At 71.4% G+C, this 15,976-nt stretch carries 13 protein-coding genes; 4 read left to right on the top strand and 9 right to left on the bottom strand.

All coding sequences use genetic code 11. From position 1 onward, the window contains the following. Nucleotides 1–133: 133 nt before the first annotated feature. Nucleotides 134–787: a dolichyl-phosphate hexose transferase gene (locus ACFQMF_RS14715; RefSeq protein WP_256410010.1), complete on the top strand. Its 654-nt coding sequence runs from the start codon at nucleotides 134–136 to the stop codon at nucleotides 785–787. A 569-nt stretch (nucleotides 788–1,356) separates the two neighbouring features. Here ACFQMF_RS14715 and ACFQMF_RS14710 read toward each other — a convergent pair. From ACFQMF_RS14710 to ACFQMF_RS14695, 4 genes are read right to left on the bottom strand one after another with little or no spacing between them, the layout of a single operon-like run. Then, nucleotides 1,357–3,729 (bottom strand): DUF7846 domain-containing protein, encoded by a 2,373-nt coding sequence (locus ACFQMF_RS14710; RefSeq protein ID WP_256409889.1) that lies wholly within the window; start codon nucleotides 3,727–3,729, stop codon nucleotides 1,357–1,359. Between the two features lie 15 nt (nucleotides 3,730–3,744). Then, nucleotides 3,745–4,893, bottom strand: a complete 1,149-nt coding sequence (locus ACFQMF_RS14705; protein ID WP_256409890.1) for an extracellular solute-binding protein — start codon at nucleotides 4,891–4,893, stop codon at nucleotides 3,745–3,747. Between the two features lie 39 nt (nucleotides 4,894–4,932). Further along, entirely contained in the window at nucleotides 4,933–6,114 is a 1,182-nt protein-coding gene (locus tag ACFQMF_RS14700) for an alpha-1 4-glucan-protein synthase (RefSeq protein ID WP_256409891.1), read from the bottom strand. A gap of 22 nt (nucleotides 6,115–6,136) precedes the next feature. Continuing rightward, nucleotides 6,137–7,372: a lysylphosphatidylglycerol synthase transmembrane domain-containing protein gene (locus ACFQMF_RS14695; RefSeq protein WP_256409892.1), complete on the bottom strand. Its 1,236-nt coding sequence runs from the start codon at nucleotides 7,370–7,372 to the stop codon at nucleotides 6,137–6,139. 193 nt (nucleotides 7,373–7,565) lie between these two features. Here ACFQMF_RS14695 and ACFQMF_RS14690 point away from each other — a divergent pair, with 193 nt between their 5' ends. Beyond that, nucleotides 7,566–8,126 carry a rhomboid family intramembrane serine protease gene (locus ACFQMF_RS14690; protein WP_256409893.1) on the top strand — a complete coding sequence of 187 codons (561 nt, stop codon included), beginning with the start codon at nucleotides 7,566–7,568 and terminating at the stop codon, nucleotides 8,124–8,126. A 74-nt stretch (nucleotides 8,127–8,200) separates the two neighbouring features. Here ACFQMF_RS14690 and rpsJ read toward each other — a convergent pair whose 3' ends face one another. The 4 genes from rpsJ to ACFQMF_RS14670 all read right to left on the bottom strand — a co-directional run bounded on the left by rpsJ (nucleotide 8,201) and on the right by ACFQMF_RS14670 (nucleotide 11,565). Continuing rightward, nucleotides 8,201–8,509, bottom strand: coding sequence for a 30S ribosomal protein S10 (gene rpsJ / locus ACFQMF_RS14685; RefSeq protein WP_004048854.1), 309 nt, complete (start codon nucleotides 8,507–8,509; stop codon nucleotides 8,201–8,203). A gap of 3 nt (nucleotides 8,510–8,512) precedes the next feature. Beyond that, on the bottom strand, nucleotides 8,513–9,778 hold the full coding sequence (gene tuf, locus ACFQMF_RS14680) for a translation elongation factor EF-1 subunit alpha (RefSeq protein ID WP_256409894.1): 1,266 nt from the start codon (nucleotides 9,776–9,778) through the stop codon (nucleotides 8,513–8,515). A gap of 210 nt (nucleotides 9,779–9,988) precedes the next feature. Beyond that, nucleotides 9,989–10,975: a homoserine dehydrogenase gene (locus ACFQMF_RS14675; protein WP_256409895.1), complete on the bottom strand. Its 987-nt coding sequence runs from the start codon at nucleotides 10,973–10,975 to the stop codon at nucleotides 9,989–9,991. Then, complete coding sequence (locus ACFQMF_RS14670) at nucleotides 10,972–11,565, bottom strand: amino acid-binding protein (protein ID WP_256409896.1); 594 nt, start codon at nucleotides 11,563–11,565, stop codon at nucleotides 10,972–10,974. Before ACFQMF_RS14670 ends, ACFQMF_RS14675 begins: the two co-directional genes overlap by 4 nt. A 371-nt stretch (nucleotides 11,566–11,936) precedes the next feature. Between ACFQMF_RS14670 and ACFQMF_RS14665 the strand changes: the two genes are divergently transcribed. Then, nucleotides 11,937–12,716 carry a hypothetical protein gene (locus tag ACFQMF_RS14665; RefSeq protein WP_256409897.1) on the top strand — a complete coding sequence of 260 codons (780 nt, stop codon included), beginning with the start codon at nucleotides 11,937–11,939 and terminating at the stop codon, nucleotides 12,714–12,716. On the opposite strand, the gene ACFQMF_RS14660 is transcribed toward ACFQMF_RS14665, so the two are convergent. Then, nucleotides 12,713–14,902 carry an elongation factor EF-2 gene (locus tag ACFQMF_RS14660; protein WP_256409898.1) on the bottom strand — a complete coding sequence of 730 codons (2,190 nt, stop codon included), beginning with the start codon at nucleotides 14,900–14,902 and terminating at the stop codon, nucleotides 12,713–12,715. The two genes, ACFQMF_RS14665 and ACFQMF_RS14660, sit on opposite strands and share 4 nt — an antisense overlap. 196 nt (nucleotides 14,903–15,098) lie before the next feature. Between ACFQMF_RS14660 and ACFQMF_RS14655 the strand changes: the two genes are divergently transcribed. After that, nucleotides 15,099–15,743, top strand: coding sequence for a bifunctional 4-hydroxy-2-oxoglutarate aldolase/2-dehydro-3-deoxy-phosphogluconate aldolase (locus tag ACFQMF_RS14655; RefSeq protein ID WP_256409899.1), 645 nt, complete (start codon nucleotides 15,099–15,101; stop codon nucleotides 15,741–15,743). The last annotated feature ends 233 nt before the right edge of the window (nucleotides 15,744–15,976 follow it).

Below are 15,976 nucleotides of genomic sequence, written 5' to 3'. Positions count from 1 at the left end.
CTCGATCGAGACGGATTCGGCCGACGAGACGGGCTCGCGCGACGGAACGAACGCCGCCCCGACCGGGGAGGCGGACGCGGCGGTCGGCGCCGCGGACGGCGACGGGTTCACGTTCGATGACCTGAGCGTCGTGATGGGGACGTACAACGAGGAGGAGGCCATCGCGACGGTCCTGGAGGACATCGACGAGGTCACCGACGGGAAGGCGGAGGTCGTCTGCGTCGACGGCTCCTCGGACCGGACGGCGGAGATCGCCCGCGAGCACGGGGCGACCGTCGTCGAGCAGGAGCCGCAGGGGTACGGCGTCGCCGTGCGCGAGGCGATCCTCACGCCCGACCGCCCGGTGGTCGTCACAACCGACTGCGACGACACCTACCCGATGGAAGCGCTGCCGGAGTTCCTCGCGGAGATCAACGACGGCGCGGACGTGGTGAGCGGCGACCGGCTCTACCACGGCGCGGAGGCGATGCCGGCGTTCAACCGCCTGGGCAACCACGCGTTCGCGGCGGTCGCGAGCCTCCTCATGGGCGAGCGCGTCCACGACACCACCACGGGGATGCGCGCGTACCGCCGCGAGATCGTCGAGGAGATCGGGTGGACGGAGAACACCGGGCTCTCCGCCGAGCTCCTCATCCGCCCGCTGATGCGCGGCCACGACGTGCGCGAGCGCCCGATCGCCTACGCGGAGCGGCTCGGCGACACGAAGCTCGACCCGATCGGGGGCGGCGCCGCCATCGCGAAGTCGATCGTCACCGTCTGTCTCGAAGAGCAGCTCCGACGGTTCTGAGGGCGCTTCGCCCTCGATCCGTCGTCGGACGGCGGTCCGGAGGTACACTGTGGGCACAGTGGACCGCCGCCGGCGACGTTTTCCACGACCCCAAGCGACGGCGCTACCCAGTCGTCATCGACCGCAACTGTGCGGTGGCGCGTGCCTGCGAGCGGCCGGAGCGAAGCGGAGGCCGCGAGTCGGCACGCGCGAGGGAGTCGGGCGCGACGAGGGCGACCGAAGGGAGCCCGAAGGACGCGCCCGACGAGGCTGGGGAGGCGTGAGGTGCGGTCGCTGTGCGGGGCGGGACGTGACTCAAAGGGGCAGCCGCGAGGCCGCAGCAGGCGTTCACGAGAGCTTTGCTCTCGTGAGCCAATCAGAACGCGAAGCGTTCTGATGACGACGTAAGCACCGCAGGGAGCGAACGAAGTGAGCGACCGAGGAGCACAGCGAGCGTACTGCGGCCTCGCGGCTGGGGCTTTGGAGGCGTGCTTCGCTGTTCGAGAGCTAATTATATATAGCCGAGCGGCTGGGGCTTTGGAGGTGGTTTTCGCTGGTCTGCTAGCGACTATTTACAAGAAATCGACGTATCAGTCGCTTGTATCAGCGTCCGTCTCGAAGACGACCCACTCGGGGTGGGTGTCGGGCTCGTCGGGAAGGTACGTCCCCTCGTTGCCGCACTCCGTGACGAGCCGGCAGGTCGAGCGCTCGGGCGGCCAGACGGCCTCGACGCGCTCGCCGTCAACGCGTTCGCCCCCGGCGTCCGCCCCGTCGCCGCCCGTCACCCGGACCGTCACCTCCTGCCGATAGGTGTACGTCGCGCCTGCGGGGTCGACGAGCGTCACCGTCACGGCGACCACGTCGCCGTCGGGGTCGAAGGGGACCGGCGCGCTCGCGTTCGCGTCGCCGCCCGCCGTCGCCGCGCCGGGCAGCCGGACCCCCGCCGGCGTCACCGCCCAGTCGACCGCGAGCGACGCACCGGGGTCCGACACGGTGTAGGAGGCGCGCTCCGGGCCGCCGGCCGCGCCCCGCCGCGGGTCGACGCGGACTCGGGCGCGGGCGACGCGGTCCGGGACGCCGACGGTCGCCTCGGCGTCGATCCGCTCTCCGGACCGCCGGTCGAGCGACTCCAGCTTCGGCGTGACGCGGGCGTCCGGGTCCGCGGTCCAGACGCCGTGATAGCCGTAGCGGTAGAGCGTCCGGTCGGGGTAGGCGTCGAGCACCGCGAAGTTCTCCTCCGGGTCGCGGTCGAGCGCGTAGACGACCTCGCCGTCGAGCCCGGGGCCGTTCCGGAGGTACTGGAACGGGTGGTTCTGCCACTCGCCGTACGGCGTGGGGACGAACACCAGCCCGTCCTCGAACGTCGTCTCGTCGAACGGGGCGTACGCGGCCTCGTGTTTCGCGTCGATCTCGGCGTTCCGCTCGATCGGCTCCGCGGCCGCGTCCGCGGCGGCGACACCGGCGACGACGACCGCGCTCGCGACGGCCAGCGCGAGCGCGACGCGGGCGACCCGGGGAGAGCCGATCCGCGCCCCGGCCGCCGAGGCGGTCAGCCGGTCGCGGACGACGGGCAGCGCCCGGGCCACGGCGGCGACGCCGAGCCCGCCGAAGGCCGACAGCGGGACCAGCAGGTCGAAGTGGTAGAACGGACCGAACAGCGACGCGAGCCCGTCGGTCGGGTCCGAGAGGTCGGCGAGCGCGTTGTGCGTCCCCCAGAAGTACAGGTTCCCGACGACGACCGAGACCGCGACCCCGACGAGGAGGAGGGCGGCCGTCCGCCGGAAGGCGGGGGAGCCGGAGGCGTCGACGGTCCCGTCCCCGCCGTCGGCGGCCGGCTCGGCCCGGCGCGGATCGCCGCGCGCCAGCCATCGTCGGAGCGCGACCCCGCCGCCCGCGAGCGCCGCGAGCGTCCCGAGCGGGCCGGCGGCGAACCACCGCGTCGCGACCTCCTGGAGCGCGTACCGGTTCGACTCCAGCGCCAGCCCGAGCGTGTAGTCGACCGAGTGGCCGAGGATGCGCCGCTCGCCGAACCCGGGGCCGTCCATCGGCGCGAACACCTGGTACGGGAAGACGAGCGGCGACCCCGTCATCCGGGCGTTGTACGCGAGCGTGACGCCGACGAACAGGGTGCCGAACAGCGCCGTCAGCCCGTGGCGACGGATCGGGTCGGGAAGTCCGCGGGACCCGCCGACCGGGAGCGCACGGCGGCCGAGGGCCGCGAGCGCGCGCGGCGCCGACCGCTCCGTCTCGGCGCCGAAGCGACGGACCGCCGATCCCACCCGCCACAGCGCGTGGCCGATGAACGGCGCGGCGAACAGCACCGCGGTGTACGGCCGCGAGAAGAAGGCGATCCCGATCGCGACGCCCGCGACCCCCGCGGCCGCGAGCGACCGGTCCCGGACGCTCCGGAGGTACGCGACCGCGAAGACCAGGTTGAAGAACGTCGTCGGCGCGTACGGGAGGAACGCCGACGACGTCGCGATCGCCATCGGCGACGCGGCGAAAAGCACCGCGGCCGCGAGCCCGGCGCGGCGGCCGAACGTCAGCGAGCCGAGCAGGTAGACGAGGGCGGCGTTGCCGGCGGCGACCGCCGCGAGCGTCACGCGCGGCTCGCCGAACAGCCCCATCGAGACCGCGAACATCGCGGCCGGGACGGGGTTGTACTTCGGGTAGAGCCGCCCGCCGTCCTCGATGAAGAACCACGGGTGAACGGCGTCCGCGAGCGGCCCGGCGTGGAACTCCAGCTGCCCGCCGAGCAGGAGCGCGGCCTGCGTGAGGTAGACGCCCTCGTCGTGGTTCGCCGAGTGGTGCGAGAAGACGGTGGCGGCGATCGCGAACGTCAGGACGCCGGCGGCGACGGAGACGAGCGCCGCGGCGAGCGTCGCCCGGTCGGCGCGGGCGAGCCGCTCGCGGAGACGCGTCGCGAGCCGGCGGGGACGAGCGAACGGGGGAAGCACGGCCACGGGCGGCGGGTGAGCTCAGATCTCGACGCCGGCCTCGCGCATGAGGTCGATCGTCGGTTCGAGGTTCGACAGCTCCGAGAGGTCGATGTCCGGGACGTCGAGCTCGTCGATCGTCGGGAGGTCGCCGATGGGTTCGACGTCGGGGATCAGCGGGTACTCGAAGGTGGACCGCGCGAAGTAGTCCTGCGCCTCCGCCGACAGCAGGTGGCGCACGAAGTTCGCGGCGAGGTCGGCGTCGGCGGCGCTGTCGACGACCGCGGCGCCGGCGACGTTGAAGACGGCGCCCGCGTCGCCCTCGGTGAACGAGGTGGCGATCGGCGCCTCCGGGTTCCCGTCGAGCACGCGCTGGATGTAGTAGTGGTTCGTGAACGCGGCGTCGATCTCGCCGTCGGCGATCTCCTGGCAGGTGACGAACTCGTCCGGGTACGTCGCGGCGCCGCGCTCGACCATCGCCTCGAGCCACTCGCGGGTGGCCTCCTCGCCCTCGAGGAGCCGCATCGCGGTGATGAACGCCTGCGCGGAGCCGTACGACGGCGCCCAGCCGAGGTCGCCCTCAAACTCGTCGGGGTACGCCATGATGTCGTCCGGCAGGTCCTCCTCGGAGAACTCGTCGGTGTTGTACGGGACCGTCCGGGCCCGCCCGGAGGTGCCGACCCACTGCTCCGTGCGGAACTCCTCGCGGACCAGCTCGGCGATGTCGTCCGGGAGCGCCTGCGTGCGCCCCTCGTCGGCCAGCGCGCCGAGCGCGCCGGCGTTGACCGAGTAGAACACGTCGGCCGGCGATCCCTCGCCCTCGTTGGCGATCTGGTTGACGAGGTCGGTGGACCCGCCGTACCGGACGGTCAGGTCGAGGTCGTCGTACAGGCCGTCGATGTAGCTGACGAGCTCGCCGACGAGGAACTCCCCTCGGCCGGAGTAGACGGTGAGCTCGCCCTCCAGCGGGGGCATCTCGGCCATCGGCGTGCCGCCGGGGGCGTCGCGCCCCGCGCGGCCGGAGCCGATCTGGCCGACGGCCCCGCCGCCGGCGCCGCCGTCGCCCCCGTCGTCGGTCTCGTTACAGCCGGCGAGACCGGCGATACCGACTCCCCCCGCCGCCGCGAGGAACTTCCGTCGTCGCACGTTTCGCCCGCCGATGTCGCGTTCGTCGGATTCGTGGTTCGTCATGTGTTTTAGGCTTACCTAAACAGTTTTAATCGTGTCGGTTCAGTCGTCCGCGACCGCCGGCGTCCGCCGGATCCCGTCGAGGCAGTCGAGCCAGTCGCGCATGTACTCCCCGCAGTGGTTGAGGAACGCGCCGTTGTTCCACTCGGAGAAGTCGCCCTCGGCGAGCGCGTCGGCCATCTCCCCGAAGACGGCCGCGTACGAGTCGGCGTCGGCGCCCGCCTCGTCGATGACCTCCCAGACGTGCTCGTTCAGCTCCAGCCCGGCCACCTCGTTCGCGAGGTCGTCGAACGTCGAGCGCGGGGCCTTGTTGTGTTCGCACAGCGGGTCGCCGTTGTAGATCCGCTTGCCGAGCACGTCGCAGGCGCGTTTTAAGAACAGACCCGACCAGATGTCGTCGAAGCGGCCCACGTCCCACTCGTTGTCGTCCATCGGGAGCTGGTAGAACGCCGGGATCACCTCGCGGCGGAACGCGAGGTTCATCGAGCAGACGGTGAGGTAGTCGCCGCGCGCGGCGACGAAGTCCTCGCCGAAGTCGTCGGCGGTCGTGCGGGTCTGCGCCTGGCCCTCCAGGTCGCCGTCCATCAGGATCCGGACCGCGTCGAGGTCGGGGACGTTCGTCCACAGGCCCTGCGAGGCGACGACCTCCCCGGCCTCGACCTCGACGGCGTCGGTCTCGACCGTCTCGTCCATCGCCGAGTACGGGTAGCCGCGCGGGTAGAGCCCGTGCTCGTCGGCGTTGTCGTAGAGGACGTTCACCCAGTTCTCGTCCGAGCTCACGCGCTCGATCGAACCGCCGAACGCGAGGTTCTCCATGTGGCGGCCGAAGTAGTCGACGTCGTCGTGCGGGAGCGTGTCGTCGTCGATGAACACGCCGTAGTCGAACGAGTCGTCGGCCCACATGTACAGCAGGCCGAAGCTCGTCTCGGCGTGGCTCGCGGCCGGGACGACGTGGCCGTACTCCGCGACCCCGTTGGTCTCGTACCACTCCTCGCGGCGCGTCCCGTCGAACACATCGCCGGAGACGTCGAGGTCGTCAAGCATGGCGCGCATCTCGTCGACGTCACAGAAGTCCTTGGTGACGAGGACGAAGTGGAGCCGCGAGACGTCGAACCCGTGGTCGCGGGCGTTGGCGACGTACTCGCGGAGGCACTCGTACTCTCGGATCGTGGGGACGATCACGCAGATGTCCCCGCTCGCGGCGTCTGGGCGGCGTTCTTCCATACTCCGAGGTTTTTAGGCTAACCTAAAAGTCTGACGGTCCGGGACCCGACGACTCGGCTTCCGCGCTCGCGTCCGGCGCCGCGTCGCCGCGCGCCCCGCCCGTCCCGGGCTCGCCGGCGACGCTCCCCCCGTCGGCCTTCACCGAGGGGTTCGGCTCGCCGTCCGACGCGGGGCCGGCCGTCGGCGAGAGGCCGAGCGCGAGCGCGGCGACGCCGCCGCCCGCGAGCGTGACGGCGTTCTTCAGCGCGTGGTCGAGGATCGCCGCCGCGAGCGCCGTCTCGACCGGGAGCCCCGTCGCGCTCACGACGAGGCCGGTGAACGCGGCCTCGTACAGCCCGATCCCGCCCTGCGAGAGGGGGAGCACCTTCGCGAGGTTGCCGACGCTGACCGCGAGCGTCCCGACGACGAACAGGGTCGGCGTCGGGACGGCCCCCCCGATCCCCCCGGTGAGCGCGGCGAGCACGAGCACCGCCGTGAGGACGTCGAGCGCCCAGACGAGGACGCTCCACAGGAACACCGCACCGAGGCGGCGGGGGTCGGCGGCGACGACCCGGACGGACGCCCCGAACCGGACGAGGGCGTCGACGGCGTCCGAGAGGCGCGGGCGGTCGGTCTCCGAGCGCGCGAGCCGGTCGCGGAGGGCGGGTCCGAACCGCCGGTCGCTCCGGGCGACCGCAACGGTCGCGACCGACGCGGCCGCGGCGACCGCGGCGATACCGCCGGCGGCCGCGAGCGCGGTCGACGGCGCGACGGCCCCCACCGAGTCACCCGAACCGGGCGATCGCCCGGTGAGGAGCAGGAGCGCGAGCCCGGTCCCGCCGAGGACGCCGATCGCCACGAGGTCGAAGGCGCGCTCGACGGCGAGCGAGGCGACGCCGGTCGGGTACGGGACGTCCCGCCGCTCCTTGAGCAGGTACGCGCGGACACCGTCACCGGCGCGCGCGGGGATCGCGAGGTTCGCGGTCTGGCTGGCGAAGACGGTCGCGGTGAGGAACCCGGTCCGGCAGCGGCGGCCCATGGCCGCGAGCACGTCGCCGTACCGCCGCCCCCTGACCGGCCACGAGAGCAGGTAGACGCCGGTCGCGACGGCGAGGAGCGTCGGGTCGGCCGTCGCCATCGCCGCGACGGCCGCGTCCGCGTCGAGGCCGCGCGCGACGAACGCCGCGCCGACCCCGAGGACGAGGAGCGTTCCGACGAGGGTGAGGCGCTCGCGGGAGACGCCGGCCCGGAGTCGGGCCCGGAGCCCGGCTGGGGTCACGGTCGCGACCCCTCGCTGCGGACCGGACGCGGCCGGCCCGCCGTCGCTCCGAGACGACGGCGTTCGAGGCGCGGTTCGACGGTCATACGTTGATTTAGGTCACCCTAAAACATATAACGCTGACGGTTCGGGACACGGGCTCCCGGCGGCGACGCGGCCGCGCTTAAGTCGGTCCGACGCGAACGGGAGACCGATGCGCGCGACCCTCGAAACCCTCGCGGCCGCCGCGCTCGTCGGGATCGCGCAGGGCGCGCTCCGGCTCGTCGGCCTCGCGGGGCTCCTCGCGCTGTCGACCCCGCTGTCGGCGGCGCCCTGGACGGTCCTCACCAGCGTGTACGCGCACGGGTCGATCGGCCACCTGCTGGCGAACGGGCTCGTCCTGCTGCTCGTCGGCCCCCTCGTCGAGCGCCGGACGACCCGGCTCCGCTTCCACGCGTTCGTGGCGACGACCGGGGCGCTCGCCGGGATCGCGCAGGTGACGCTCGGCGGGCTGTTCGGCCCGCCGACGGCGGTGTTGGGCCTGAGCGGCGCGGTGTTCGCGCTCGGCGGCTACCTCCTCGCCGGCAACGTGGTGACCGCGACCCTGTTCGACCGGCTGCGGCTCCCGCCGCGCGCGCAGTTCGCGCTGTTCGGGCTCGCCGCCGTCGCGCTCACCGCGACGACCGCCGCGCCCGGCGTCGCGCTGATCGCCCACGCCGTCGGCGCGTTCTGCGGCCTCGTCGCGGGCCGGGTCGGACTGCTGGACGTGCGGTGAGAAACGGGAGGCGAAGCGCGGCGCCGCCGCTGGCGGCGGGAATAAAACGGAGAGAGCGAGGGACGCCCTAGCGCTTAGTCTTCGAGAACGATCTCGATGCTGACGTCGTTCGGCACTTGGACGCGCATGAGCTGGCGGAGCGCGCGCTCGTCGGCGTCGATGTCGATCAGCCGCTTGTGGACGCGCATCTCCCAGTGCTCCCACGTCGCCGTCCCCTCACCGTCCGGGGACTTTCGCGACGGGATCTCCAGCGTCTTCGTCGGCAGCGGGATCGGGCCCGACAGGGCGACCCCCGTCGAGTCCGCGATCTCGCGGACGTCGTCGCAGATGTCGTCGAGGTCCTCGGGGCTCGTGCCGGCGAGGCGGACGCGTGCCTGCTGCATCGATTATCGCTCGTTGACTTCGAGCACCTTGCCGGCCGCGATGGTCTGGCCCATGTCGCGGATGGCGAAGCTGCCGAGCTCCGGGATCTCGCCGGAGGGCTCGATGCTGAGCGGTTTCTGGGGGCGCACGGTGACGACCGCGGCGTCGCCGGACTTGATGAAGTCCGGGTTCTCCTCGGCGACCTCACCGGACGAGGGATCGATCTTCTGGTTGATCTCCTCGATCGTACAGGCGACCTGCGCCGTGTGGGCGTGGAAGACCGGGGTGTAGCCGGCCGTGATGACCGACGGGTGCTGCATGACGACGACCTGCGCCTTGAACGTCTCGGCGACGCTCGGCGGGTCGTCGGCGGGGCCGCAGACGTCCCCGCGGCGGATGTCGTCCTTGCCGATGCCGCGGACGTTGAACCCGACGTTGTCGCCAGGCTCGGCCTTGGGCACCTCCTCGTGGTGCATCTCGACCGTCTTCACCTCGCCGCCCACGTCGGACGGCTGGAAGGAGACGTTGTCGCCGGTGTTGAGGACTCCGGTCTCGACGCGTCCCACGGGGACGGTCCCGATGCCGGAGATGGTGTAGACGTCCTGGATGGGGAGTCGGAGCGGCGCGTCCGTCGGCGGCTCGGACTCCGGCAGGTCGTTGAGCGACTCCAGCAGGGTGGGGCCGTCGTACCACGGCGTGTTGTCGGAGGGCTCGGCGACGTTGTCGCCCTCGAACGCGGAGATCGGCACGAAGGTCGTGTCGTCGGTCGCGAAGCGGACCTGGTTGAGCAGGTCCTCGACCTCGCCGATGACCTCCTTGTAGGTGGACTCCTGGTAGTCGACCAGGTCCATCTTGTTGACGCCGATGATGAGCTCGTTGATCCCCAACGTGCGGGCCAGGAACACGTGCTCTCGGGTCTGGGGCGCGACGCCGTCGTCGGCCGCGACGACGAGCACCGCGTTGTCGGCCTGCGAGGCGCCCGTGATCATGTTCTTCACGAAGTCACGGTGGCCCGGGCAGTCGACGATGGTGAAGTAGTAGTTGTCCGTGTCGAACTCCTGGTGGGCGATGTCGATCGTGACGCCGCGCTCGCGCTCCTCGGCGAGGTTGTCCATCACGTAGGCGAACTCGAAGCCGCCCTTGCCCTTCTCTTCGGCTTCCTCGCGGTGCTGCTCGATTACGTGCTCGGGGACGCTCCCCGTCTCGAAGAGGAGGCGACCCACGAGCGTGCTCTTGCCGTGGTCGACGTGGCCGATGATGGCCAGGTTCTGGTGCGGTTTGTCACTCATGGGGTAATCACGCGCTAAGGCGCTCTGTGAGTAAGTTTCGGTAGATTCCACTAAAACGGTTTCGATACGGCTCACAGAGTTTCGCGCCGCGGTCCGGCGATTCTCGACAACGCGGGGCACGGCACAGCGGCGCACGGGCGGGGGCGCGGTCGGCGTCACCGGTGGGGCTGCGGTCGACGTCGCCGCGACGCGGTCCGGGCCGAGGGCGACCTACTCCAACCGCCCGACGTCGCCGAGCACCGCGCTCGCGGTCTCCGGCCCGCCGGCGCCCCGGCCCGAGATGTTGAGCCGGCCGGCGTGCTCGGTCTCGATCTGGACGATGTTCTGCGTGCCGGAGACCGCGAGCGTCCCGTTCTCGGGGACGAGCCGCGGCGCGACGCGGACCGTCTCGCCCGTCGCCTCGCCGATGAGCCGGACCGTCCGGCCGTCCTCGGCCGCGAGCCGCAGCGCCGAGCCGGGGACGTCGCGGATCCCGGAGACGTCGGCGTCGTCGAGCGTGAACTCCCGGGCGGCGGCCGGGTCGTCGGCCGCGCCGAACGAGAGCACGTTCGCGAGGATGACGCACTTCAGCGCCGCGTCGGTCCCGTCGACGTCGAACGAGGGGTCCGCCTCGGCGACGCCGAGGTCCTGCGCCTCCGCGAGCACGTGCTCGTAGTCGAGCCCCTCGGCGGCCATCCGCGTGAGGATGAAGTTCGCCGTCCCGTTGAGCACCCCCCGGACCGCCGTGACGTGTCCGGGCTCGATGTCCTCGACGGTCGAGACCGCCGGGATGGCGCCGCCGACGGTCGCCTCGAACCGGATCTCGCCCGCGCTGTCGGCGACGGCCCGCCGCAGGTCGCCGAACCGCTCCGCGACCGGGCCCTTGTTCGCGAGCACGGCGTGGCGGTCGCGCTCCAGCGCGCGGGTCACGTGCGAGAAGCCGGGCTCGGCGTCGCCGAGCGTCGTCGGCGTCGCCTCGACGAGGACGTCGTAGTCGGCCGCCAGCGCGTCCTCGGGGTCGCCGTCGCCGACGATCCCGCGCTCCGCCTTGCGGGCCACCACGGCGTCGGGGTCGACGCCGACGCCCCGGCCGCCCGTCCCGTCGGCGACGGTCGCCGACGCGGAGTCCGCGACCGCGACGACCTCGTGGCCGTGTTCGCCCGCGAGCTCGACGACGGAGCGTCCGACCGCGCCCGCCCCGATAACGGCGAGTCTCACGCCTCCACCCCCGTGAGCGGCTCGACGAGCCGCAGCTCCTTCTCCTCGGCCAGCTCCCGGACCGCCGCGAGCGCGGCCTCCGTCTCGCCGGCGCGGGCCTCCAGGCGGAGCCGGGCGCTCGACGCCTCCTCGGTGCCCTGCGGCGCCGCGAGCGACACGTCGGCGACCGACGCCGACTCGCAGGCCTCGATCCGCGAGAGCGTGTCGGAGAGGTCGGTGTCGATGAGGTGGCCGAACAGGAGGAGGGTCACCTCCTCGGCGTACCGCTCCGTCCCCGCCTGCATCACGTTCACGCCCTCGGTCCGGAGCGCCTCGACGATCCCCTCGAACCGCTCCTGGGTCGCCTCGAAGTCGACCTCGACCGGGATCCGACCGCGCGGGGTCTTGTTCCCCCGCTCGTGGTAGATCGAGAGGAGGTTGCCCCCGTTGTCGGCGATCGGCCGGAGGGCGGCGAGCAGCTGGCCCGGCTCGTCGACGAGTTCGAGCCGCACCGTGTGCGTCGACGGCGTCGCCGAGGCGTGCCCGCCGTCGGGGCTGGCGTCCTCGTCGTCCGCCGCCTCCTCGGGGACCCCGTCGCGGGCGTCGCTCACGCGGCCACCTCCGCGAGGCCGGCGGAGTCGGCGTCCGCGACCGTCGAGGGCGGTGCGACCGGCGGTGTGGTCGCGGTTCGGCACGGTCCTGTCGGCGACGCGGAGCGGTCGCTTGCTGGCTCCGTCGCGGTGCGCCGAGCGGGAGTCGTGCCCGTCTGCATACCAGAAGGAAGTCGGGGGATCGGGTATAAGCCTTCGGCGATGGCAGGCGTTGCCTCGCTCGTCGGCGTGTGAACTCACGGCACGGAAAGCGGCGGGGGTGGTCCGACGGGGAGCGGCACATTTCGACGGAGCGCGCGGGCGCAGCGTGTGTTACGGCCCTCGAAGCGGGCAAAAGACATTTTCCACCGCCCGCGGTACCGTCCGCAGCGATGCCCTCCACCGACAGGCGAACGGCCCTGAGATACGTCGCGCTCGCGATGACGGGACTGATCGGGGCGGACCTGGCGATGGAAACGGTCGGATCACCGGACGAACCGCCCTCGTGGGGCCCTCCCGTCGAGGGCGGGCACGGGGACTGGGCGATCATCGACCGGGACACCGATCGGTTCGACGGCGAGGCGGTCGACGCGACCCTCGTGTTGACGGTGCAGGGACCGAACGACGGCTCCGACCGGTTCGACGACGACGGGACCCGCGTCGTCAGCTACGAGGCGACCGTGGACGACGAAAACCGGGAGTGGAACTACGTCCTCGGCCGACCGCGCCTCTCGCTCCGCCTCGGACTGGACGGAGACGGTGCGGGGACGGTCTTCTTCTCGAACGCCAACGCGTACGGGGACACGCCGGACGACGACGTGGCCGGACACAGCGAGATCAGCCACGCGTTCGACGCCGGGAGCGGCCGAGGGGCCGTGAATCCGCTCCAGAACTACTCGAGGTCCGCCGACGGCGACGGGACCGAAGTGGACGCGACCATGGAGTCGAGCGTCACCGTTCCGGTAGTGAAGACGTGGCTGCGAGGGGTCGGCGGCCGGATCGAGACCGGGACCTTCGGTGCGAGATCACGGAGACGGTCACCTTCGTCGGGTGACTGCAACCGCGAGGATCCGCGCCGGATTCGAGGGGCGAGCGCTATCGATTACGGGGAGACGCCGCAAAACGGAAGACAGCTAAACCGAGGCAGACCGCGGACCGCGTCGTCGACTTAGAAGTAGTCGATCGACGACGGCAGTTCGAGCTTCATCCCCTTGCGCTCGCGGATCTCCATGATCTTCTCGCGCTGGAGGTTGTCGACGAGGACGCGGAAGCCCGCGTTCTCGGTGTTCCACGAGGCGCGGCCCTCGGTGGCCGAGCGGATGTCGGAGGAGAAGCCGATCATCTCCTCGACGGGCGCGATGCCCTCGACGACCATCAGGTCGCCCTCCTGATACATGTCGTCGACGCGGCCGCGGCGGCCCTGGATCTCGCCGGACGCGGCGCCCATGTGCTCCGAGGGCACGTCGATCCGGACGTCCTGAATCGGCTCCAGCAGGCGGACCTCGCCGTCGATCAGCGCGCGGTGGACCGCGTCGCGGACGGCGGGGATGACCTGCGCGGGCCCGCGGTGGATGGTGTCCTCGTGGAGCTTCGCGTCGTGCAGCCGGAACAGCGACCCCTGGACCGGCTCGGCGGCGAGCGGCCCGTCGTCGAGCGCCTCTTGGAGCCCTTCGAGGACGAGCTCCATCGTCTCGTTGAGGTGCTGGATCCCCTTCGTGTCGTCGATGAGGATGTTGGTCCGGTGGATGTCCTCGACGTTCTGGGAGGTGTCCTTGTCCATGCCGGCCTCCTGGAGCGCCTCCCGGCGCTCAAGCTCGGGCATGTCCATCGAGACCTCGCCGAGCTGGATGGCGTCGACGATCTCCTGGGCCATCGGCTCGACCGTGAGGTAGAACTTGTTGTGGCGGTTCGGCGACTGCCCCTCGACCTCGCGGGACGCCTCCTGGGGCTGCTCGCGGAAGACGACGATCGGCTCGCCGGTGATGACCGGGATGCCCTGGTTGTCGCGGATCCGCTGGGTGATCACTTCGAGGTGGAGCTCGCCCTGCCCGCTGATGAGGTGCTCGCCCGTGTCCTCGTTGATCTCGATCTGGATCGTCGGGTCCTCCTTGGCGACCTGCTGGAGCGTCTCGATGAGCTTCGGCAGGTCGTCCATGTTCTGGGCCTCGACGGACTTCGTGATGACCGGCTCGGAGATGTGCTCGATCGACTCGAACGGCGTCATCTCGACCGAGGAGACGGTGGAGCCGGCGATGGCGTCGCGCAGTCCGGTGACGGACGCGATGTTCCCCGCCGGGACGCGGTCCACCTCCTCGCGCTCGGACCCCATGAACAGGCCGACGCTCTGGATCCGGTTCTTCCCGGCCGTGCCGGAGACGTACAGCTCCTGGCCCTTCTCCAGCGTGCCGGAGAAGACGCGACCCGTCGCGATCTCGCCCGCGTGCGGGTCCATGGAGATGTCGGTGACCATGAAGACGACCTCGCCGTCCTCGTCGACCAGTCGCATCGTGTCGGCCAGCTCGCTGTCCGCGTCGCCGCGCCAGATGCGCGGGACGCGGCGGGGCTGGGCGTCGACCGGGTTCGGGAAGTGCTCGCAGACCATGTCGAGCACGACGTCCGAGAGCGGCGTCCGCTCGTGGAGCTCGTCGCGCTTGTCGGCCCGTTCGAGCTCCATGATGTCGCCGAAGTCCATGCCGGTCCGCTGCATCGACGGCATCGAGACGCCCCACTTGTACAGCGCGGAGCCGAACCCGACCGTGCCGTCCTCGACGGAGACGGTCCAGTCCTCGGGGATGTCGTCCATGTTCTCGGCCATCCCGCGGATGAGCTCGTTGACGTCGGCGATGACCGACATCAGCCGCTCCTGCATCTCCTGGGGCCCCTCCTGGAGCTCCGAGATGAGGCGGTCGACCTTGTTGATGAACAGCGCCGGCTTCACGCCCTCGCGGAGCGCCTGGCGGAGCACCGTCTCGGTCTGGGGCATGGCGCCCTCGACGGCGTCGACGACCACCAGCGCGCCGTCGACCGCGCGCATGGCGCGGGTGACGTCGCCCCCGAAGTCGACGTGGCCCGGCGTGTCGATGAGGTTGACGAGGTGGTTGGTGTCGCCGTACTCGTGGGTCATCGAGACGTTCGCCGCGTCGATGGTGATCCCCCGCTCCTGTTCGTCCTCCTTCGTGTCCATCGCGAGCTGCTCGCCCGCGGTGTCCTGGGAGATCATGCCGGCGCCGGCCAGCAGGTTGTCGGAGAGCGTCGTCTTCCCGTGGTCGACGTGGGCGGCGATGGCGATGTTCCGGATGTTCCCCGGCGTGTCCATCAGCCGCTCGCACTCTTGAACGATCTTCTTGCGTCGGCCCATTATACCGCTTGTTACCGATAGCAGGGTCAAAAGGGTAGTGTTTCTCCGCGGCCGTTTCGGCGCGGATCGCCCCGATCACCGGCGATTTCGTGCCGATCGGTCGCACGGTCCGACGGGGACCACCGAGGCGGACGACCGCCGTTGCGCGGCGGCCGTCTCCACGCGGATTTAAGTGCTCGGTGCGGGACCGAGGCGTATGAACGAGACGCTCTCTCGGCTCGCCGACACCGGCGTCGTCGCGGTGCTGCGCGGGGTCGAGGCCGATCGGCTCATCGAGATCACGGAGGCGCTCCGCGAGGGCGGGGTCACCACCGTCGAGATCACCGCGGACACGCCCGACGTCGCCGGGAAGCTCGGCGAGGTCGCGGGCTCGTTCGGCGACGAGGTCGTCGTCGGGACCGGCACCGTCCTCGACAGCGAGACCGCCCGGACCACGCTGATGGCCGGCGCGGAGTTCGTCGTCTCGCCGAGCCTCCACGAGGACGTGATCGAGACCTGCAACCGCTACGGCGCCGTCACCGCGCCCGGCGTGATGACGCCGACGGAGGCGATCCGCGGCTACGAGGCCGGCGCCGACTTCGTGAAGGTGTTCCCCGCGAAGACGGTCGGTCCGGACCACCTCGCCGCGATGAAGGGCCCGCTCGGCCAGATCCCGATGATGCCGACCGGCGGCGTCGGTCCGGACAACGCCGGCGACTACGTCGAGGCCGGGGCGTTCGCGGTCGGCGCCGGCGGCGCGCTCGTCGACTACGACGCGGCCGAACGCGGCGACTACGACGAGATCACCGAGACCGCCCGGGAGTTCACGCGGGTCGTCGCGGAGGCGCGGACCGACGACTGAACGGGAGCAGCGTCGCGTCGGTCTCCGGAATTTCAATGGCATGCCAGACCATGCCAAACAGACAATAGCGCGAGAGGCCGACGCCGAGACGGCTTCCAGCCCGCCCGCACGACGAGAGGCACACCGCTGGGAGTCGTCCCGAGAACCCTGTCGGCACCCGTTTCCGAGCCCGCCGGCGGAAATCCCCCCTCTCCCCTCCTCCCCCGGCGGGCCGGGTCACGCCGTCACGGTCC

The sequence above is a fragment of the Halorubrum rutilum genome (assembly GCF_042665015.1).
GTDB lineage: Archaea > Halobacteriota > Halobacteria > Halobacteriales > Haloferacaceae > Halorubrum > Halorubrum rutilum.
Note: the sequence above shows the minus strand (reverse complement) of the source record. Positions and strands in the feature narration are given on the sequence as shown.